This window comes from Parabacteroides sp. (assembly GCF_977054455.1).
Genome location: NZ_CDRTCT010000024.1, coordinates 1 through 22,808, shown reverse-complemented (window position 1 = coordinate 22,808; position 22,808 = coordinate 1). Strand labels below are relative to the sequence as shown.

16 protein-coding genes and 1 pseudogene are annotated in these 22,808 nt (G+C 40.4%); 14 read left to right on the top strand and 3 right to left on the bottom strand.

The window, feature by feature from the left end:
• Together ACW6QF_RS12920 and ACW6QF_RS12915 are read left to right on the top strand one after the other, a co-directional pair.
• On the top strand, positions 1-882 hold the full coding sequence (locus ACW6QF_RS12920; protein WP_195482435.1) for an AraC family transcriptional regulator: 882 nt from the start codon (positions 1-3) through the stop codon (positions 880-882).
• Between the two features lie 337 nt (positions 883-1,219).
• Positions 1,220-1,528 (top strand): DUF3467 domain-containing protein, encoded by a 309-nt coding sequence (locus tag ACW6QF_RS12915; protein ID WP_456088136.1) that lies wholly within the window; start codon positions 1,220-1,222, stop codon positions 1,526-1,528.
• 64 nt (positions 1,529-1,592) lie between these two features.
• Here ACW6QF_RS12915 and ACW6QF_RS12910 read toward each other — a convergent pair whose 3' ends face one another.
• A complete protein-coding gene (locus ACW6QF_RS12910) occupies positions 1,593-1,763 on the bottom strand; it encodes a hypothetical protein (protein WP_005637127.1) in 171 nt (56 codons plus the stop codon).
• A 138-nt stretch (positions 1,764-1,901) separates the two neighbouring features.
• On the opposite strand from ACW6QF_RS12910, the gene ACW6QF_RS12905 reads away from it, so the two are divergent.
• Positions 1,902-2,639 carry a lysophospholipid acyltransferase family protein gene (locus ACW6QF_RS12905; protein WP_195482433.1) on the top strand — a complete coding sequence of 246 codons (738 nt, stop codon included), beginning with the start codon at positions 1,902-1,904 and terminating at the stop codon, positions 2,637-2,639.
• Position 2,640: 1 nt separating this feature from the next.
• Here ACW6QF_RS12905 and ACW6QF_RS12900 read toward each other — a convergent pair whose 3' ends face one another.
• Both ACW6QF_RS12900 and ACW6QF_RS12895 read right to left on the bottom strand, forming a co-directional pair.
• A complete protein-coding gene (locus tag ACW6QF_RS12900; protein ID WP_456088135.1) occupies positions 2,641-4,122 on the bottom strand; it encodes a capsule assembly Wzi family protein in 1,482 nt (493 codons plus the stop codon).
• 112 nt (positions 4,123-4,234) lie between these two features.
• On the bottom strand, positions 4,235-5,236 hold the full coding sequence (locus ACW6QF_RS12895; protein ID WP_456088134.1) for an alpha/beta hydrolase: 1,002 nt from the start codon (positions 5,234-5,236) through the stop codon (positions 4,235-4,237).
• A gap of 239 nt (positions 5,237-5,475) precedes the next feature.
• Here ACW6QF_RS12895 and ACW6QF_RS12890 point away from each other — a divergent pair, with 239 nt between their 5' ends.
• From ACW6QF_RS12890 to ACW6QF_RS12840, 11 genes and pseudogenes are all read left to right on the top strand, one after another.
• Positions 5,476-6,696, top strand: a complete 1,221-nt coding sequence (locus ACW6QF_RS12890; RefSeq protein ID WP_456088133.1) for an alkaline phosphatase family protein — start codon at positions 5,476-5,478, stop codon at positions 6,694-6,696.
• A 184-nt stretch (positions 6,697-6,880) separates the two neighbouring features.
• Positions 6,881-7,420, top strand: a complete 540-nt coding sequence (locus ACW6QF_RS12885; RefSeq protein WP_456088132.1) for an RNA polymerase sigma-70 factor — start codon at positions 6,881-6,883, stop codon at positions 7,418-7,420.
• A gap of 263 nt (positions 7,421-7,683) precedes the next feature.
• A complete protein-coding gene (locus ACW6QF_RS12880) occupies positions 7,684-8,634 on the top strand; it encodes a FecR family protein (RefSeq protein WP_298547524.1) in 951 nt (316 codons plus the stop codon).
• Positions 8,635-8,764: 130 nt separating this feature from the next.
• Positions 8,765-12,109: a TonB-dependent receptor gene (locus ACW6QF_RS12875; protein WP_456088131.1), complete on the top strand. Its 3,345-nt coding sequence runs from the start codon at positions 8,765-8,767 to the stop codon at positions 12,107-12,109.
• A gap of 11 nt (positions 12,110-12,120) precedes the next feature.
• Positions 12,121-13,806 (top strand): RagB/SusD family nutrient uptake outer membrane protein, encoded by a 1,686-nt coding sequence (locus tag ACW6QF_RS12870; protein ID WP_456088130.1) that lies wholly within the window; start codon positions 12,121-12,123, stop codon positions 13,804-13,806.
• A 12-nt stretch (positions 13,807-13,818) separates the two neighbouring features.
• Positions 13,819-15,915 (top strand): hypothetical protein, encoded by a 2,097-nt coding sequence (locus ACW6QF_RS12865; protein WP_456088129.1) that lies wholly within the window; start codon positions 13,819-13,821, stop codon positions 15,913-15,915.
• A 314-nt stretch (positions 15,916-16,229) separates the two neighbouring features.
• Positions 16,230-16,430: pseudogene (locus ACW6QF_RS12860) on the top strand (helix-turn-helix domain-containing protein).
• Between the two features lie 52 nt (positions 16,431-16,482).
• The gene (locus ACW6QF_RS12855) at positions 16,483-19,188 is read left to right on the top strand and encodes a type I restriction endonuclease subunit R (RefSeq protein ID WP_456088128.1); all 2,706 of its coding nucleotides are present in this window, start codon (positions 16,483-16,485) and stop codon (positions 19,186-19,188) included.
• A 4-nt stretch (positions 19,189-19,192) separates the two neighbouring features.
• Positions 19,193-20,608: an N-6 DNA methylase gene (locus ACW6QF_RS12850; protein ID WP_456088127.1), complete on the top strand. Its 1,416-nt coding sequence runs from the start codon at positions 19,193-19,195 to the stop codon at positions 20,606-20,608.
• A gap of 3 nt (positions 20,609-20,611) precedes the next feature.
• The gene (locus tag ACW6QF_RS12845) at positions 20,612-21,742 is read left to right on the top strand and encodes a PDDEXK nuclease domain-containing protein (protein ID WP_456088126.1); all 1,131 of its coding nucleotides are present in this window, start codon (positions 20,612-20,614) and stop codon (positions 21,740-21,742) included.
• Between the two features lie 46 nt (positions 21,743-21,788).
• Positions 21,789-22,808, top strand: a 1,020-nt coding sequence (locus ACW6QF_RS12840) for a restriction endonuclease subunit S (RefSeq protein WP_456088125.1), incomplete at its 3' end; no start/stop codon positions are given.

Here is a 22,808-nt window from a genome sequence, read left to right as displayed (position 1 = left end):
ATGGGTTCCGTAGATGTATTAAGAGAAATTACGCCGCTTTCACCGGAAGACTGTTTTCTTGTGATGCAGCGGCCTAAACGTAGTTTTTCCTATCCGCTTCATGTGCATCCGGAATTTGAACTGAACTATTTGGAGAATGCCGGTGGCGCGATCCGAATCGTCGGTGATTCGGTGGAGGAGATGGAAGATCTTGACCTGTTATTGGTTGCAGGAGGAGCCAAGCATGCTTATTCAAATCACAAATGTCTGAGTACGGATATTTTGGAAATTACAATTCAGTTCCATGCCTCTCTTTTCGATAGTTTTATCAACAAGCGTCATTTCAAGACCATAAAGGATATGTTTGAGAAAGCTTCATGCGGTCTTGTTTTTAGCCATGAAATGATTTTGCGTATTCAACCTGAATTGAAAAAGCTATCGAGTGATAAGCCAGATTCATTTCACAATTTATTACGTTTGATAGAAATACTCAAGACTTTGTCGTTAGATGAAAAGGCACGCAAGTTAAACGCTGTCAATACTGTAGAAAACTTTAGCAATATAGATAACGACCGCCTGGATACGATCATGTTGTTTTTGCATGAAAATTATCAGCGTCCGGTTTTATTGTCCGAACTTGCTTCGTTAATAAATATGAGCGAAGCGTCGCTTACCCGGTTTTTGAAAAAGTGGACGGGAAAAACTTTTATCGACAATTTGAATGACATTCGTATAGCTGAAGCGGTTTGCCGACTGATCGACACAAGTGATACAATAGCAGAAATATGTTATAAATCCGGTTTTAATAACTTATCGAATTTCAATCGGGCTTTTAAGCGACGAAAAGGTAATACACCTACCGAATATCGTGAAAAATATGCACGTACTCGTTTTAGGGTTTGAAACATGATTTTAAACTAATTCACAGAAGTGATAAATTATCCGTGACGGAATAGTATCATATAATGATAAAATAGTATTTGGTGGTTAATTGCATGAGGCATATCTTTGTAATGTTGAATAAACAATGAAATTACTAAGACGAATAGCCTTAGTTTAAGCGTCGAGATTATAAAATATTAAACACAATAAGGTATTTTTTTTACATTGGTCTAAAGAATTGAGAATTAAAAACACAACTGAAAAAGGGCTGCCTGTGAAGGTGGCCCTTTTTATTTGAGACTATTCCGATTTTAATACGTATATTTGTCTTAGAATATTTATTATCAAATATAGAAATATGGAAAACAACAAACCGACAAATGAGATTCAGGTAGAGCTGTCAGAAGAGATGGCTCAGGGAACGTATGCAAATCTGGCAATTATATCACATTCTTCATCCGAGTTCATCTTGGATTTTATCCGTATTGTGCCGGGTGCACCGAAAGCAAAGGTGAAAAGCCGCGTTATTCTGACTCCGGACAATGCAAAGCGACTTTTGTTCGCTTTGCAGGATAATCTGGCAAAGTTTGAAGAACAAGCGAATGGTAAGACTGCCAAGTTTGAAGATTTTGTTCCTCCTATCGGAGGTGTGAAAGGGGAAGCCTGATTCCCGGACAGAAAATAAAAAAGACCGCCCAGAGGAGCGGCCTTTTTTATTTGTAAGTGTGTGATTATCCGAGTCTCTTGTTTATAACGATATGACCGATATAACCCAGAATAATGACTCCTAAACCGGTAAGAAGAATAGTATTTGACAATCCTCCGTTAATTGCCGGTACAGCCAAAATGATAACACCGATAAGGAGTACGATTACCCCCAGATTTTTCAATAATTCGTTCATGGTGATAGATATGTTTATATATTATTATTTTTCTACCGCAAATAAAGCAATAATAACCCGATTGCAAAAATATTTTGGGACAAAAATGATGAAACCATTGAATTTAGCTTTTATATTTGTGAAATAATACAGTTATATATGCTACGAATACTTTATATGCTCTATTTATGGCTGTTTGTGGTTCCTGTTTTTGTGGTATTGACCATACTGACAGCCCTTACGGTTATTGTTGGTTGCCTGTTAGGCGGGGAAAGAATATTTGCTTATTATCCGGGAATGATCTGGTCATGGCTGACCTGCCATTTGGCCCTTTGTCCGGTGAAGGTGAAAGGCCGGGAAAATATAGACCGGAAGAAATCGTACGTCTTTGTAGCCAACCATCAGGGGGCTTTTGATATCTTCCTTATATATGGTTTTTTAGGTGTTCCGATCAAGTGGGTGATGAAAGCCGGCATCGCTAAGATCCCGTTTGTGGGCGCTGCTTGCCGGGCAGCCGGTTTTATCTTCGTCGATAATTCGACACCGAAAGCTGCTGCCCGCAGCGTGTTGGAGGCAGAACGCAGCCTGAAGAACGGAGCGTCGGTGGTGGTATTTCCGGAAGGTTCACGTACTTATGACGGAAAGATGATCCGTTTTAAAAAAGGAGCTTACCAGATGGCAGCCGACCAGCATTTGCCGATTGTCCCGATCACCTTGAACGGACCTTTTGACGTATTGCCGATCGGTTCGTTGAATATTCACCGGCACAAGATGGAAATGGTCATTCACCCGCCTATCCAGACCGAAGGGATAGATGCTTCCCATAAAGGATTGCAACAGATGGCAGATAAAACACAAGACATCATTGCGTCGGCCTTATGGGAGCAATATAAATAATCTATTTCCAGGATTTTAAAATGCCGCGTTTGCAGACGCTCAGGCTGAATCCTACATTGTCTCCATAGAGTGAACCTGCATCAGCGGCTACGGCTCCCGTGAATTCCCAACCTTCCAGGCGTGGATGGCGATATTTGACTTCCACCTGTCCGGAGTTGCTTCTTTTGTTATTCAGGAACGGGGCGTAAGGTGTTCCCCAACTATTCATGAGCGTGTATCTGAGACGATAGGAAACCATAGGCGACAGGTCTCCTTCAAAAGCCAGATGCCAGGCACGGACACGTGTATTCTTGAAATCCACATCCCCGTTCGTATTATATTGCGGTGAAGTCAGAAGAGGGGAGCCTATCCCATGTCCGAAATAAGAAGAGCCGGTTTTATATTCCCCGTTATTATAGTAATCATCCCCACCACCACCGGGGCCTTGGTATTTATCATGATCGAAAATAATAAAATGGAACGGTCCGCTCTGATTGCGGGTAATCAGATATTCCGTTACGACCTTCCGCAACCAGGGGAAACGGGGTAGGTCCAACTGTACTCCCCAAAGTCCGTCTGTCCCGTTCCCGAATATCATTCCGGATTTGTCTTCGAAATAATGCTGATGATAAGCTGCCAGTTTCCAGTTCGGCATCGTATATTCCAGTTTGAAATCGTACGAACCGAAATGATTGCCAAGCACATTGATCTGGTCTGACAGAGTAGCGTCATCTCCACCTTCGCTACCACAAATTACCCGGATAAAATCCTTCAGCGAATGAGGTTGTACGCCTACTTTCGGATTGCTGGATGTTCCACCCCATTGCGCCCAATGTTGCACGCCGATAATACCGGAAAGCGGGAAATCGCTTTGCGTGTCCTTGATGCGGACATAAAAAGATTTATGATGCCAAAGGACATTCTTCACATAGGTTTGTTCCCCATTGGAAAAATCTTCCAGATATTTGGTATCGAAAGATTTGCCTACCGCAAAATCTCCCTTCACCTGCATCCAACCCTTTGTGAGCGGTACGACGGTGAACTCCGGCATACTCAGTTTTATTTCCGGGATCGGGCGGGCGTTGGGAGAGAGGACCATGTCGCCTGAACTAAGGGAGTGATCCCAAAGCGAATGCCGGTTTTCTTTGCTTCCCACACTCAGAAGCATACTTTTATATCCCAACTCGGCATATATCTGCTGGATAAACACATTACGGTAACGGGGTACGGCTGCGACCAGATCCAGCCCTGCACTCCAGCGGAATCCCTTTCCAAAATGTTGCTGATGAAATACTCCGGCGTTGAGATAACCGTTGTTGGCATCCAGGGGAACCATCCCGTACCGGTTGCTCACCATCCAGAATGGAGTGGTCGATCCGCTGCTGACCGATCCGAAAACTTCGGCTTTATATGAGGTTGCTTCTTCTACTTCTTCCGTCTGTGCAAAAGTATCTGCAGCATGGAGAAGAGCGGCAACTGCAATGATTGTCTGTAAGGCTTTCATTCCATATTTGTTTTAACCGGACAAAGGTAAGGATTAAAACTTACCGACCGATATCTCATTTCGAAAAGAAGTATAAGCATTCTGAAAATACAAATATCAGAATAATCAATGTCTATTTCCCCTGTAACCAGTCGAATACCGTGCGATATGCATGGTCGCGCGAGTCCTTTTCTGAAAGTATCAGGTCATGAATTCCGTTTTGTATCGTGTCGCGCGTAACATAATTGCCCAGTTTCTGTCCGTATTTTTGAATATCGTGCACGTCCAGCACGATGTCGGAAGACAGATATTCGTTATTCCATTCCTTTGTCTCCGGGAACGACTTGTTTGACGACATCACCAGTACCGGGCAGTCCAGGTCGATCCCTTTCTGCACCGTTTTCTGCGCCTCCTGTATGGCATTTATCCATCCGGCTTTTTTCGGATGGCCGTTAATCATTTTCCAGTCCGTATTATATTCCCATTCCCCTTTGAACTGTTTGAGCAGGCTGTGGGCGTACGAAGCATCCCCGTATCCCTGTACGGTCAGGTTAGGAAATAGTTTCCCGATGCAGGAAACTACGGGGATCACGATCTTTTCCATCATCCATCCGAAATTCCAGTCCAGGAAAGGGCTGTTCAATATCAATCCGTCGACGGGAAGTGTACCTTTTTTGCTGTTCAGATAATACGGCGTGATCAACCCACCGGTAGAATGTGCCATCAGCAATATTTTGTCATTCCCTTCTTCCCTGATAATAGCCAGGGCCGTATCGAGGTCTGCAAAATACTCTTTCAGGCTTTTGCAGAAGAAAGGATTCTGGTTCGGCAATATCGATCGTCCGTACTTGCGGAGGTCCATCGCATAAAAATTGTAGCCGTGGGCATTGGCGCTATCGCCCAGTTGTTTCTGAAAGAAATAATCGTTGTAGCCATGTATATACAGGATAGCCTGTTTAGTCTCCGGCAGTTGCGGTTTCTTGACAAGCGTGCAGACCACCTTGCCCTCGTAATCGTCCGGCATCTGAATCGTCCGGTGCAGGTAATTGTCGCCCAGTACGTCCGGAACGTATTGAGCGGAGATGGCAGAAATGAAGAGCAGTGATAAGATTGTAAAAAATAGTTTCCGTGTCATATCTGTTTTTTGTTTCTTGATTATTTAACGTATTCGTCCTGGCGTTTGTTGCAGGTCACCGGTTGCAAAGATACGATCTTTGTTTTTACCAACCTTATGGGTTCCACCGTAACCCTATGCTTTACGCCTCCTAACCCTATGGGTTCTGAACCGTAAAGCATAGGGTTTTGACCTTTCTTGAAAATCTGGGCAGGATCGTTTTTTTTTCTAAATTTGCATCGTCTTTATATATGACCATCATGAAAACATTGTGTTACTTTTTCTTATTTTGCTTTTGCTGCATCCATTTGGCGGCAAAGAGCCGGAAAGCGGTATTTGTCATAGTGGACGGAGTGCCTGCGGACCAGATCGAGCGTTTGCATACTCCGGCCGTTTTCGATATCGCTTCGAAAGGAGCTTATGGCCGGGCGTATACGGGTGGTGAGATTGGCGGTTATTCCCAGACTCCGACCATCTCCGCTATCGGATATACCAATCTGCTCACATCGACTTGGTTCAACAAGCATAATGTGGGAGGCAATTCGAACCTGAAGCCGAACTACAATTACTGGACGCTGTTCCGCATAGCCAAAGAACAACCGCAACCCTGCAAAACAGCGGTCTATTCAAGCTGGACGGACAACCGTACCGTGTTGTTAGGAGAGGGAAAAGAGGAGACGAACCGTCTGAAGATAGACATCGTAAAAGACGGTTATGACCTGGATACCATCCGTTTCCCTCATAAGGAGAAAGACTTGCATGTCTTTGACTATGACGAGAAAGTATCGCTCGAAGCCTCCAAAAGCATCCGTGAGGATGCTCCTGATTTGAGTTGGGTGTATCTGTGGTACACGGACGATGCCGGACACATCGCCGGAAATGGCGTTTACTTCGACGAATATGTAAGGAAAGCGGATGCGCAAGTCGCCCGTATCTGGGAAGCCGTGAAATACCGGGAAGCCAATTTCGACGAAGAATGGATGGTGGTGGTGACTACAGACCACGGCCGGACGGAAAACGGACACGGTCACGGCGGACAGTCTTTGCGCGAGCGGACCACCTGGATTTCAACGAATCTTCCCGTGAACGACTATTTTAACAGCGGCCGGCTTGCCATTACGGATATCGCTCCTTCTATTTGCCGCTTTATGGGATTCGAAGTTCCACGGGACGTTTTGTGGGAACAGGATGGAATGCCTTTCATCGGGGATGTCGATATTTGCGGGTTGCAGACTTCCCCATACGATCAGTCGGTCGAGCTCTCCTGGGATTGCTTCTCGGAAAAGGCCGGGGTGACTGTTTATGCCGCGTGCGGCAACAAGTTCAAGAACGGCCAGCCGGACGAGTGGATAAAGGTGGCTGTCGTGCCAGCCGCAGCCCGGAAGTATCGGGTCGATTTGACATCCCTTCCCCGATCGGATTTCTATAAATTCGTATTGGTCACGCCCAATAACCATTTAAACCGTTGGCTGAAACGATAGTTATAATAAAGGAGTATCCGGTTTCCGGTTTGTCCCGGAAAAAGTGCATTTGTTGTTAACAGGCGAAATTAATCCGTTGGAATTTGGGTAATCTCATTCGTAGAAGCTATTTTTGCAATGCTAACAACACATGCACTTGGAGAATCGGAGAGACATAATAAATCCTTTTGAAATTAATTCGGAAATGAATTTCGGCATCTTTTACAATACGTACTACCAGCGTTTTGTAAGATATGCCTTCTATTATGTAAATGATTTGCAGGCGGCCGAGGATCTGACGCATGATGCTTTGTTGTACTATTGGGAGAATAAGCAGAAGTTGCCTGCCGATACGGATGTCTTAGGATATATACTACAGTCCGTCAAGAACAAATGCCTGAATTACCTGAAGCATGTCCAGGTAGAAATCGAATACAGCAAGAACCGTACGGAACTGCATGATTGGGAAATCACCACCCGCATCCAGACATTGGAAGACGAAAGCTACGGCACGATCTTTTCCAAAGATATAATGAAAATCGTCATGGAGTCTTTGTCCGAATTGCCGGAGCAGACTCGCCGGATATTCGTGTTGAACCGCCTGGACTATAAATCAAGGAAAGAAATAGCAGCGATCTTAGGCGTTTCCCAACAAAAGGTGGACTACCATATCAATAAAGCCAACGACCATCTTCTCATGAAACTGAAAGATTACATTCCCCTCGTATTGTTATTCCTGAATTAAGCATATGTTTTGTTTTTCTCATGGCTATGGGAACTTTTTCCCATGCCTGTGAGAAACTTTTCCCAATACGATGAGAATAAATTCTCATGCTGGTGAGAATTTATTCTCACGGTGTCGGGAATTGGTGGGAAAAACAAACGAATAGTTCGTAGTATAGGGCTGCCGGCAAAAAATGCTTGCGTTACGTAAAAAAAAGTCCGGTTACGGTTGGGATTTTTCCCGGATGAGTTGCTCTATTTATAGAAACAGGAAAAAGAGCAACGATGCAAATAGATCAACATATACTTATCCGATACTTTCTGAAGCAGGCTTCGGAAGAAGAAAAGGAGGTGATACGGCAGTGGATTGAAGACAGCGAAGACAACCGCCGGCGTTTTATCCGCGAACGGATTCGCTTCGATGTTTCCATTTTGGTAGATGAAGCTGCGGTTGAGCCTTCCGCTAAAATAGCTTCCGGCAAGCGTTATCGCCTTCATCCAGCATTGGGTTGGTCTTTGAAAGTGGCCGCTTCGATTTTGATTTTGTTGGGAAGTTTTTATCTGTATGATCATTACCGGATCGCCCGATTGGCGGAGACTTTCCAGTGCGTATATGTCCCAGCGGGCAACCGCACGAACGTCCGGCTTCCGGACGGCACGAATGTCTGGCTGAATGCCAACACGTCCCTCCGCTACCCGATGGCCTTTTCTGACAAGAACCGTGAAATACAATTGGACGGCGAAGGCTATTTTGAAGTGGCGAAAGATAAAAAGCCTTTTATCGTCAAAACGAGCAAATATGACGTGGAGGTGCTGGGGACAACTTTCAATGTCGAGGCCTATAAAGACAAGTCGGGTTTTCGGACAATGCTCTATGAAGGTAAAGTCAAACTCTATAATACGAATGACCCGAAAGCGATCTACCTCTCTCCGGGACAGACAGCGGAGTTGATGGGTGAATCGTTGCGAGTCGTCCCCACGACGGAGCCTAACAGCTATCGCTGGAAAGACGGCCTGATCTATATCGAAGACAAGTCTTTTAACGCGATCATGGGACTGTTTGAAAAGTTCTACGATGTGCGGATCGTAGTCAACAACAAAGCTGTACAAGATTTGGGTTATCGCGGGAAGCTCCGGATATCCGATGGCGTGGACCATGCCTTGCGTGTCCTGCAAAACGACTTCCCATTCAAGTACAAGCGGGATGAAGAGAGAAACATCATCTATATTAACTGATAAAATCGATTTGCCTATGAGGAAGGACACATGAGAAACACGTAAAAAAGAACCGGCAGTTGCGCCAACAACCACCGGCTCTCCAGTACATTTATAATATACTTATTAATTTAAAATCAATCACAAAGGTATGAAAAATTATTTTTTACCTGGGTCTTTTCCTAAAAAAGATTCAGGAAGGAATCAAATACGCAGAGTTATGAAATTAACTACTTGTTCTTTGCTATTATGTTCATGTTTCGCTTTTGCCAGCCAGGCAAATTCTCAAAATGCGAAAGTCAGTTTGAATAAAAATCAAGTACAATTGGAAGATATTCTTAATGAGATTGAAAATCAGACAGATTATTTGTTTATTTCTAATCGGGATGTTAATCTGAAACAAAAAGTATCAGTATCAGCATCAGATAAGTTAGTTCAGGATGTTCTAAATGAAATATTAAAAAATACAGGGCTAACTTTTACTATAGAGGGAGTGAATATTATTCTTACTCGAAAGGATGGGAATATATTGGTAGTCCAACAACAAGATAAGAATATATCAGGAAAAGTCGTAGATCAAAATGGTGAACCTATTATAGGAGTAAACGTTGTTGAAAAGGGAACGACTAATGGAGTTATATCTGATTTAGGAGGGAGTTTCTCCCTCAATGTTGCGTCTAACGCAACATTGGTCTTTTCTTATATAGGTTATAAATCACAAGAAATTAAAATTGATAATCGTCTTTTATATAATGTTGTACTTAAAGATGATGTCGAGGCTTTGGATGAAGTTGTTGTTGTCGGATATGGTACAGCGTTAAAAAAAGATATTTCAGGTTCTGTTGTTCGTGCAGATTTGGATGTATTGAAAGAATCTCCGAATGTAAGTTTTGCATCTGCTTTGCAAGGGACAGTTCCTGGGATGAATGTCGGAGCAGTGACACAAGCTGGTACAGATCCTGAAATGACAATTCGTGGTCGTACCTCTATTTCAGGGGCAAACTCTCCTTTGATTGTCTTAGATGGAATTATTTATAGAGGAAATTTGGTGGATTTGAATATGAATGATATCGAATCTATAGATATTCTAAAAGATGCAAGTTCTGCCGCTATTTATGGTTCTCAAGCCAGTAATGGAGTAATGCTTATTACTTCAAAAACAGTAAAAGCAATGAGTAAACCTGTCATTGAGTATAGCGGCTCATTTTCTATTCAACAGTCTGCAAATAAAATAAATTTGAATGACCGAGAAGGTTATTTGCAACAAATTGCAGATGTTAAAATATCAGAGAGTAGAATGGGAAAAGATTTGCTTACTCCGAATCCGGATTGGGATGTGACTAAATATTTTCAAGATAACTTTGAAACCGAAGGCTTTCTTAATGGAAGAAATACGGATTGGTGGGACTTGGGTACAAACAATCTTCCGTATATCAATACTCAGAACTTGAGTATAAGAGGAAAGAACGAATTGAGTAGCTATTTCTTTTCAATCGGATATACAGATCAGGAAAATTTGATGAAAGGAGATGAATATCAGCGATATAATATTCGTGTGAATTTAGATACGAAAGTGACGAGTTGGTTGAAGATCGGAGCTCAAACATTCTTTACATTTAGTGATTACTCTGGGACGAATTTGTCTTACGACAAAATAAGACAGTTGCCTCCTTTGAGCCCGGTTACGGATGAAGATGGAGAAAATATAGTTTATGTATATAAGACTCAGCTAAATCCTTTATTAGACCTTCAGCAAGATAACGTTGATAAGAGATATAATCTATGGGGAAATTTTTATGCAGACGTTGATATCCCGTTTGTAAAAGGATTGAATTATCGATTGAATTTTTCGCAAAATTTGATAAACAATAAGGATTTTCAATTTAATCCCTGGGGTAGCGATTTAACAGGAAGCGGATCAAAGGCAAATGATAGCCAATATAGTTGGACAATCGATAATATTGTTACGTATAAACGTAGTTTTGATGAGCATGATGTAAACGCAACATTTGTATATGGTGCTGAAAAACGTGTGTATGAATCAACGTCTGCTTCTGGGAGCAATTTTAGTAATGATGTTTTAGGCTTCAATAACTTGGGAGCGGCAGATGCTGCATTACAAAAAATAGCTTCTTCAGCATGGCAAGAAACGAGTTTATATACGATGTTCCGTTTAGGATATACTTATAAGGATCGTTATACTTTTACCGGGACAGTCAGAAGGGATGGTTTTTCTGGATTTAGTTCATCTAATAAATTTGCGATTTTTCCCTCTGCTGCAGTAGCTTGGCGTCTTAGTGAAGAAGAGTTTCTCAAAGATAAAGAAGGTTGGATTGATGATTTGAAATTGCGCTTTTCTTATGGAGTGAATGGAAATCGGACTCTTTCACGTTACCAAACTATGGCGACAATGAAATTTGTTGATTCTTATTTGTATGGAGACGGAGCTCCTGCGGAGAAAGGCTCTTTTATAAATACAATGGCAAATGATGATTTAAAATGGGAAACAACGAAGACTTTTAACATAGGAAGCGATTTCTCATTTTGGGGTAATAGAATATTCGGATTTTTGGAATTCTATAAGTCGAAGACGGAAGATTTGCTATATAACGTAAATATTCCTTATATGAATAATAATATTAATTCGATTGCAACTAATATAGGAGAATTATCCAATTGGGGTACAGAATTGAAAGTGACAGGAGTTCCGATTAGTAATAAAGATTTTAGTTGGGATGTTACGTTTAATTTTTCATTAAATAGAAACAAAGTAAAAAGCATTTTAGGAATCGATGCAGATGGAGATGGAAAAGAAGATGATCTGATTTCAAGCAAAATCTTTATAGATAAGCCTTATGGTGTTTGTTATGACTTCAATGCTATTGGAATGTGGCAAATTGAAGATTATAATGCTGGTATTATACCTAACGGATTTATGTATGGAACATATAAAATAGAAGATGTAGATAAAGATGGTAATATTACGGCTGCTAATGACCGTAAAATATTAGGCTATTCAGATCCTTCTTTTCGTTTCAGTATTCAGAATACGTTTAGATATAAAGATTTTGAATTGAAATTCTTACTTAATTCTATTCAAGGAGGTAAAAACTATTATTGGGCAAATTCAGGTTCCGCTATTCCTGAACCTGATGCTGCATATCAGAATAATATATTTAAATTTGATTATTGGACTCCTGAAAATCCAAATGCAAAATATAGGCAATTAGGATATTTTTCACCTTCGGTAGGCTATGCTTTTCATCCTTATACACAGAGAAGTTTTGTCAGATTACAAGATTTGACTTTCTCTTATAGAATACCAAAGAAAGCATTGAATAAGGTGGGGATAAATAACTTTAAGATTTATCTTAGTGGAAAGAATCTGTTTACCATTACTAAATGGGATGGAATGGATCCGGAGACCGGGACGGGTATTCAAGGTGGATATCCTCTGTTAAGAACTTACTCAATTGGTGTTAATTTTGATTTTTAAATGGTTTTGATATGAAATATTTATTTGGTTTTATACTGTTTATGGTGATTGCTTCATCATGTAATGAAAGTGATTTTCTTAAAGAGAAACCTCTTTCTATTTATACACCTGAAAATTCATTGGTGACATTGCAAGATTTTCAAGGTGCAGTTAATACTCTGTATAATAAAACTCGTTTTTTATTTCATGAGCAAACAGCTCATGAAAGATATATGTTTTGGTATGGAACAGATTTGTGTTTTGGAGCAGCCGATTATTATGCAAACTCCAGATTGAATAATTATGAAGCAACAATGATTCCAACAGAACCGGGAGTTTTAAATTTTTGGAGGTATACTTATGCAATAGTTAATCAATCAAATTTGATTTTGTCTCGTTTAGAAAGTTCAGGATTATCGAACAGTGAAACAACGGCAATAAGAGGGGAAGCTTTATTTTTTAGAGCTTTTGGATATCGAATTCTGGCAAATTTGTTTGGAGGAGTCCCTCTTATCTTAGAAGAGATAACGAGCCCTCGAAGAGATTTTGTTAGAGCTACACGAACGGAAATATATCAACAAGCAAAAAAAGATTTAATAGAATCTATCTCTTTGTTAGCAGATATTGATAATGTGAAGGATGGTAAAATTTCCAAACAAGTAGCTCAACATTTATTGGGAGAAATTCTTATTTCTTTGGAAGAGTATGATGATGCTGTATCTGTTCTTTCTTTAGTAATTAATCATCCGGCTATGGCATTGATGACGAAACGTTTTGGAACTAAAATTAATGAACCTGGAGATGTTTACTCTGATTTGCACAAGACCGGTAATCAAAATAGAAGTACTTCCGAAAATAAGGAAACTTTATGGGCTCTTCAATGGGATTATTTAAATTTTGCATCTACAGCTGGTGACGAAAGACCTCGAATGATTTTACCATACTACAATGCTATAAATATCACAGTGGAGGATGAAACAGGTAAGAAGGTGACAACACCTGCTTTTCATTTAACAGCAGAAAAAGGAGGTCGAGGAATTGGTTGGGCTCAGCCTACTTATCATATGGCTCATGGTGTGTGGACGGATGGTACAGATTTGAGGAATTCTTCGTATAATATTGTTCGAGACATGAGGATTGATAATGAAAAATCTCCTGCATTTGGAAAGTGGTTTGTTGCGGATGGTTTTGTTTCTCAAACGGATACGATCCGAATGTGGTATCCTTTCTTCATGAAAGTGACAGGAGATGTGCCGGAAGAACTGTGGGAAAAGGATAGTAATGGGAATCCTAAACTTACCAAATTTGGTGAGCATATGGTTATAAATAATACAACTTCTTCTTATCGAGAAACCTATGTGTTCCGTTTGGCTGAAACTTATTTGTTGAGAGCTGAAGCTTATCTTGCAAAATCTGATATAGAGAAGGCTACCTCAGATATAAATGTAGTACGTGCTCGTGCGCATGCAGAATTAGCAAAATCTTCTGAAATCGATATTGATTATTTATTGGATGAGCGATTAAGAGAATTATCATTTGAAGAATTGCGTATGTGTACATTATGTAGGATGGGGAAATTAGCAGATCGCAATAGGAAATATAATCCATTGTCTGGTAAAACAATAAAAGATTACCATAATTTATGGCCGATTCCATTTTCAGAGATAGAGTCGAACGTTTATGCGGTATTAGAACAAAATCCAGGTTATACTAATTAAAAAGATTGATATATGGAAAAAGCAGTAGTAATATTTACTTTTATTATTTCTTGTATTTTCAATCTGTTTGGGAATAATAAAATAGATAGAAAGGCTCTTGTTTTACGACATAATATAGTATTGACAAAGGCAGAGGCTTTATCTCCGTTGTCTGTGGGGAATGGTCATTTTTGTAGTACCGTCGATGTTACAGGAATGCAGACTTTTCCGGAGTTTTATCAACAAGGTATTCCGCTGTCGATTATGTCAGAATGGGGATGGCATAGTTTCCCTAATGTGAATAATTATAAGTTATTTGATACATTTGATTTTTTACAGACATCGGATAAGCGTGTTCCTTATCCGATGAAAAATACTTCTGGATATGAGTTCCTTCGTGCTAACCCCCATCAAACGGGGTTAGCTTTGATTGGGCTGGAAAAAGTCGGAGGTAAATTGTCTCTTGATGACTTGGAAGAAACTGTTCAAACATTGAATTTGTGGGAAGGTTTACTGGATAGCCGATTCAAGATATCTGGCGAAATTGTTGAGGTGACAACGCTTTGTCATCCATATATGGATCGCTTGGCTTATAAGTTAAAGTCCAATTTATTTGAAAAAAATAAATTGGGAGTACGGATTCGATTTCCTTTCCCGAGTGCGGCATTTAGTAAAGATCCAGCCTCTTTAGAAAATGATGAACTTCATCTATCTGAGATTGTAAGAAGCAGTGAGCAATCTTGGGTAATTAAACATCAAGTGAATGATTTTGTGTATTATTGCCGTATACAGACATCAGCGAAGGTTACATTGCAAGAAGTAGATAATCATGATTTTTTGTTGAAAAGTTTGAATGAAGATGAATTTACCTTATTGATTGATTTTTTGCAAGAAGATCCGGAATCTGATTTTCTGGATGATTTTTATGCCACATTGAATGTTAATAGAACAGCTTGGCTTAATTTTTGGATGAGTGGTGGAGTTGTTGATTTGTCTGAAAGTAAAGATCTTCGGTGGAAAGAATTGGAACGGAGAATTGTCTTATCTCAATATTTGACAGCCATTCAATCTCGTCAAAAATATCCGCCTCAGGAGACAGGATTGACATGTAATAGTTGGCATGGAAAATTTCATTTGGAGATGCATTGGTGGCACTCTGTCCATTTTGCATTGTGGAATAGAGCGACTTATTTGGAAAAAACGTTGGATTGGTATGAGGATATATATAATGTGGCGAAGTTATATACGGTTCAGCAAGGTTATAATGGGGTTCGTTGGCCTAAAATGATAGGACCGGATGGAATAGAGTCTCCGTCAAAAGTTGGTCCTTTGTTAGTTTGGCAACAACCTCATCTGATTTTTTATTGTGAATTGCTTTATCGGGAGAATCAGAGTTTGGATTTTGTGAATAAATATAGTAAGTTGATTGAAGCAACTGCCGATTTCATGTTTGATTATGCCAATTGGGATAGTGTGAAGAAATGTTATGTGTTAGGCCCTCCTATTATTTCTGCTCGTGAAGGAAACAGTGGAACGTTTCGGAATAATATTAATCCGACTTTTGAGTTGGCATATTGGAGTTGGGGATTGAGGAAAGCGAATGATTGGAGGGAGCGGATGGGACGGAAACGGAACTCTGATTGGGATCGGATGGCTGAACAAATGGCTCCTTGGCCTATTGTAGATAATGTTTATGTAGAAGCAGAGTCCGTATTAGAGAAAGATGGAGGGCATCCAACACAATTGGCAGCCTATGGTTTTTTGCCTGAGAGTCCGTTTTTGGATAAAGAAGCAATGCGTAAAACATTAATTTATGTAATGAAGAATTGGAATTGGAAAGATACGTGGGGATGGGATTATCCTTTGATGGCGATGACAGCAGTACGCTTAAATGAACCAGAATTGGCTATCGATGCGTTGCTTATGGATGTTCCCAAAAATACATATTTGCCTAATGGGCATAATTATCAGACACCAGATCTTCCCTTATATCTGCCAGGTAATGGCGGCTTGTTATCTGCTGTTGCTTTAATGTGTGCCGGATGGGATGGGTGTAATATTAAGAATCCCGGATTCCCTAAAAATGGAAAGTGGAATGTTAAATGGGAAGGATTAAAACCAATATTTTAAATTGTATTTTGTGCGGAGTGGATTTACGGTTATGTCTTAAATAATATAAGATATATTTGTATAGTAAAAGGGCGTAGGAATGATTTTGTTAGTTTGAGGCCATTGTAAGCCTGCCAATAGAGAAGTCTAATTCCTACGCTTTTTGTGTTTATCTGTTACTCAAAAGGCTGCGGGTTACTCGCAACATATTGCAGGGAACAATCGCCATCCGTAGTTGGACTATTATGATTTTCAGGAATAAAAAACGTTGTGAAATAAACGATTATCGTTACTTTTAGTTATTTTTGCAATGGATTGAGGTTGCTCACTCAACGATAAATGGCATAAAGATAGTCTTGTCAGACAAAGGTATCTCTCAAACGTGGTTGACCAAACAACTTGATAAGAGTTTCAACATGGTTAATGCTTATGCTTGTAACAGAATTCAGCCTAATCTGGAGGCACTATAGCAGATTGCAGAGATTTTTCAAGTGGACTTGAAAGAGTTGATAACCGACAAGATCGAACGTCAATAGCGTTTGTGAATATCCATTTTTTAGAGTGCAACTTCCGATAATATAGAAATATATGACACCAGAAGAAAAAGCGAGGCGAAAAATAGATCAGTGGCTTACCGATGCAGGCTGGAAGGTGGTTGATAGAGAAGACTACGAACCTGCTTGTACGGCTGTTGCTATAAGAGAAGGGCTGTTAAAGGGTAATCTTGAAGCAGATTATTTTCTTTTCATTAACGGAAAGGCTGTAGGTGTACTTGAAGCTAAAAGGGAAGATATAGACGCCTTTTCCAATAAAGTATGTGAACAGGCTGCTTTATATGCAAGGAGTGTTCCTAATATCTATCAGACATATCAGAAACCATTGCCTTTCATTTTTACTTCAAATGGCAAGGATTTATATTTTTGTGATTTCCGTGAACAAGATTCATATTTCAAGCAGATAATGTCTATCCCGACGCCACATGAGTTGGTTAAGAAGTTGGGAATTGAAGATACATTTGCAGGACTACCGGCACTGAAAAAGAAAGGATTGCGTGATTGTCAATATGAGGCGGTAACAGAACTTGAAAAGAGTTTCCGTAATGGGCAAAATCGGGCATTGATGGTTCTTGCCACCGGAGCCGGTAAGACATATACAGCTTGTCTTACTGCCTACCGAATGCTTTCTTATACTTCAATGCGCAGAGTGTTATTCCTTGTTGACCGAAATAATCTGGGCAAGCAAGCTGAGGGGGAGTTCGGTACTTTTCGCCTGACCGAAAACGGAGATGCTTTCAATACTATTTTTACGGTCAATCGACTTCGCTCTTCTCATATTCCTTCTGATAGTAACGTGGTTATTTCGACAATACAACGTCTGTTCTCATTTTTGAAAGGAGAAGATATTGAGGATAGTGAGGATGATGACGAGAACGAACCTGCAGAAGAAATAACATTGCCACCTAATCCTTATTTGCCACGTGACTACTTTGATATGATTATCATAGACGAGTGCCACCGTTCTATTTATGGAAACTGGCGTAAAGTGTTGGAATACTTCGACACGGCAAGATTGGTTGGTTTGACGGCAACCCCGATTGAAGAGACAAAGAAATTCTTCAACTACAATATCATTGTCAACTATACTTTGGAAAAGAGTATTGTTGATGGTGTAAATGTGGATTGCAGGGTGTATAGAATAAAAACGCAGGTTACAGAAACAGGCGGAGCTATATTGGAAGGCGAGAAATTCAAAGAAGAAACGAAATATACAGGTGAGGTTAAGACTGTGAGCAGCAAGGAAACCAAAACTTACACAAACAAGGAGCTTAATCGGAGTGTTATCAATCCTGCACAGATAAAGCTAATCCTTTCAACTTATCGGGATGTGGTTTACACTGAATTGTTCAATGATCCGCAGCGTGAGCCGAATATGGATTATTTACCTAAGACATTGATTTTTGCTCTCAATGAGGCTCACGCCACAAATATTGTACAAATAGCCAAAGAGGTGTTTGGAAGAACGGATCACCGATTCGTTCAGAAAATCACCTATTCGGCAGGCGATAGTAACGAATTGATACGACAATTCCGAAATGACAAAGATTTCCGCATAGCTGTAACTTGTACGTTGGTTGCAACAGGTACAGACGTTAAGCCGCTGGAAGTAGTTATGTTTATGCGTGATGTAGAGTCTTTGCCCCTTTATATCCAAATGAAAGGGCGTGGAGTGCGTACTATTGGCGATGAGCAATTGCGTAATGTCACTCCGAATGCATTCAGTAAAGATTGTTTCTATTTGGTTGATGCGGTAGGTGTGACGGAACATGCGCAAACGGTGAAACCTATAGATGACGGTCCTACAACAGAGACGATTACTCTAAAGGAGTTGTTAGAACGTATCAGTCATGGTTATATTCCTGATGAATATCTCAAACGGCTTGCAGCTACACTTGCTCGAATACACAACAAGGCGGATAATTCGCAACGGAAAGAGTTTGCTCGTTTGTGCCATGATGACATGAAGGAACTTTCCGCCAGAATATACGATGTGCTTGAAAAAGGTATTCTTCCACCGTTTGTCAGCACAAAAGAACCTAATCTGGAGCGCAAAGGATTGGTATCTCCTCTTGCTAATCATGCTGGTGCACGAAGATATTTGCTTATTCTTGCAGCCGGATTTGTCAATACGTTGATGCCCGGAGAAGATACGCTTATCTCAAAAGGATTCTCCATTGAGGACGCTAAAAATACAACAGAAGCATTCGAGGATTTTTGTAAAGAATACTACGATGAGATAGAGGCACTGCGCATTATTTACAGTAACGCTGGTGAACCGATAACTTATTCAATGTTGAAAGATTTAGAACATAAACTTAAAATGGCAAACAACCATTTTACCCCCAAACAAATCTGGAACTCGTATGCCATTCTTTCTCCAAGCAAAGTAAAACGTTCTACAACTAAAGAGGAAAGCAATGCTTTAACAAACATCATACAACTGGTACGCTTTGCTTTCCGCCAAATCGAGAGATTGGACAGTGTGGTCACTACATCCAAACAGTATTTTAACTTGTGGTTAGGACAAACCCAGCGTGGAATAACCGACAAACAGCGTGAAGTTATCGGTCGCATAGTGGATTACATTGCTTCTAACGGAGCTTGTACTGTCAGAGATATTCGTGAAGATGATGCAACCCATGCAGCCCAAATGATCCGGGCGTTTGGTAATATGCAAAAAGCAGACGAAGCACTTCATTCACTTTACACATTTGTAGTTCTAAGAAAAGCAGCATAAATATATGGCAACAAATAATACAACAGAGCAATCGCTCACTAAAAAAGTATGGAACATGGCAGGTGTCCTTGCGGCAGCAGGTGTAGGTTTCACTGATTACATCACTCAGTTAACTTATCTTCTATTTTTGAAAATGGATGCAGAAAACGAAGAGTTATTTGGTGAATCTGCCATCCCTAAGGGATATCAATGGAAAGATTTAAATGCTGTTGATGGACATGAACTAATCAAACAGTATGAAGAAACGCTTGGAGTATTGAGGGAACAGCCCAACTTGATAGGCACGATATTTACTAAAGCATCAAACAAAATAGAAGCTCCCGTTCATCTACGGAAGGTCATTACTATGATAGATGAAGAACAATGGCTCATCATGGACGGCGATGTGAAAGGTGCTATTTATGAAAGTATTCTTGAAAAGAATGGACAAGACAAGAAAAGCGGTGCTGGACAATATTTTACACCTCGTCCATTAATTCAAGCAATGGTAGATTGTATTAATCCGCAAATGGGTGAAACCGTTTGTGACCCGGCTTGTGGAACGGGTGGATTCTTACTTACAGCTTACGACTACATGAAAGGCCAGTCGGCAAGTAAAGAAAAGCGTGACTTCTTGCGTAACAGTGCTTTGCATGGCGTGGATAATACTCCATTGGTGGTAACACTTGCCTCTATGAATCTCTATTTGCATGGCGTAGGTACAGATCGAAGTCCGATTGTTTGTGAAGATTCGTTGGAGAAAGAGCCATCAACGCTTGTGGATGTGATACTTGCAAATCCTCCTTTCGGGACACGTCCGGCAGGTTCTGTGGACATCAACCGTCAGGATTTTTATGTGGAGACAAAAAATAATCAGCTGAACTTTCTCCAGCACATGATGCTGATGCTTAAAACGGGTGGTCGTGCCGCTGTGGTGTTACCCGACAATGTGCTCTTTGAAGCTGGAGCAGGTGAAACCATCCGTAAACGCTTATTGCAAGATTTCAATTTGCATACGATATTACGTTTGCCCACAGGTATCTTCTATGCCCAAGGTGTAAAAGCCAACGTACTGTTCTTTACCAAAGGACAATCTACCAAAGAAATATGGTTTTACGATTACCGTACTGACGTAAAGCACACGCTTGCCACCAATAAACTGGAACGCCATCATTTAGATGATTTTGTTTCCTGCTACAATAATCGGGTAGAGACCTACGATGCAGAAAATAATCCGCAAGGTCGTTGGCGTAAATACCCTGTAGATGAAATTATTGCCCGAGACAAAACAAGTCTTGACATTACTTGGATAAAACAAGGTGGTGAGGTGGACGACCGTTCATTGGCAGAACTGATGGTTGATATAAAGGACAAAAGCCAAACGATAAGTGCTGCTGTGGTTGAACTTGAAAAGCTACTTGCGAATATTGAAGAAAATTGAATTATGGGAAAAGACATTATCACAAATGATAAAGATATAAACGACCTGTTCCTAAAGGTTGTTGACCTTGTCACGCAGGCAAGGGAACGTGTGGCAACAGCCGTCAATATTGCTGAGGTCTATACTAAGTTCCATATCGGACAATATATAGTAGAATATGAGCAAAAGGGAGAGACAAGAGCCGAATACGGAAAGGCGGTGCTGAAAGAACTCTCCAAACGTCTGACTGATAGGTTGGGTGATGGATGGTCATATTCAACGCTTAAGAATATACGGCAGTTTTATATTGTTTTTTCTAAAGGGCTAACCAGTGGTTGTCCAAAGTCGAGCCAAAAGGCTAACCAATGGTTAGCCAATTATCCGGAGGCAGAAGAACGTATCTTTGAGCCGACATTCGCTCTCTCATGGTCTCATTATCTTATACTGATGAGGGTGGAAAATCCGGACGCTCGCAGTTTCTATGAAATAGAATGTACCCAACAGCAATGGTCTAAAAGACAACTCAGCCGTCAAGTAGGAAGCTGTCTTTATGAGAGATTGGCATTGAGCCGTAACAAAGATGAAGTAATGCGGTTGGCTAAGGAAGGGCAAACTATTGGGAAACCATTGGACATCATCAAGAATCCCATCACATTAGAGTTTCTTGGTCTAAAACCCGATGCAGCCTACTCGGAGTCTAAATTAGAGAATGCCATTATCAACAAGATGCAGCAATTCTTGTTAGAACTTGGTAAAGGATTCCTCTTTGAAGCAAGGCAGAAACGGTTCACATTTGATGAGCAGCATTTCTTTGTAGACTTGGTGTTTTACAATCGTTTACTGCAATGCTATGTGCTTATAGATTTGAAGATAGACAAACTTACTCACCAAGACCTTGGACAGATGCAGATGTATGTCAATTATTATGACCGCTATGTCAAACAGGACTTTGAAAAGTCGACAATTGGCATTCTACTGTGTAAGGAGAAGAACGATGCACTTGTGGAACTTACACTGCCTAAGGATGCTAATATCTATGCTTCTGCTTATCAGCTCTATCTCCCCAACAAGGCTTTATTGCAAGCCAAGGTGAAGGAATGGATTGAAGAGTTTGAAGAAAATGAGGAATTAGAGAAACTGAAAGAAAATGAATAGTAGTTGTGCAGTTTTTAACTGCATAATTACAAATAGAAATACAGCGATGGATACAAAAGCTTTACGTCAAAAGATACTCGACCTTGCGATACATGGAAAACTTGTACCGCAAGACCCAAACGATGAACCTGCATCAGTTCTGCTTGAACGAATCAAGGCTGAAAAAGAACGACTGATAAAAGAAGGCAAAATCAAGCGGAGTAAGAAGTCTGCAAAGACTTCCGATACGTCCCATTATGAGAACGTGCCGTTTGAAATACCGAGCTCATGGGTGTGGACGACTATTGAAATATTATGTTCTAAGTTCTCTACAGGACCTTTCGGTTCTATGGTGCATAAGGCTGATTATGTAGATAAAAATGGTATTCCTCTAGTAAATCCTGCATGTATTGTAGATGGTAAAATCACAGAAAACAATTTAATGTTTGTTTCCATCGAAAAATCAAAAGAACTATTCAGATATAGTTTGGCAAAAAACGATATCATTCTTGCTCGAAGAGGAGATTTGACAAAGTGCGCCATTGTTGATGATAAAGCATCAAACGCTCTATGTGGTACCGGTTCTTTTTTTCTGCATCTGATTAGGGTTAATGCAGAATATTTTAAGATAGTGTATTCTTCGAATTATCTTCAGAATATTCTAAAAACGGAGTGTATCGGTGCAACTATGGATAATTTAAATCAAGGAGTCTTGGGAAATATTATGTTTCCACTTCCTCCATTTTCCGAACAACATCGTATCATCAAAGAAGTTAAGTATTGGTTTACCTTAATTGACCAAATCGAACAAAGCAAAGCTGACCTGCAAACTATCATCAAGCAAACCAAGAGCAAAATCCTTGACCTTGCCATTCACGGTAAACTCGTACCACAAGACCCGAATGATGAACCGGTGTCTGAACTGCTCAAACGCATTAACCCGGAGGCGGAAATAACAACTGATAACGGACATGATAAGAAGTTACCTCAAAATTGGTGCTTATGTAGACTAAAAGAGTTATGTGCCTTTTTATCAAGGGGAAAATCGCCAAAGTACTCAGATGCGGATAAAACTTATCCTGTATTT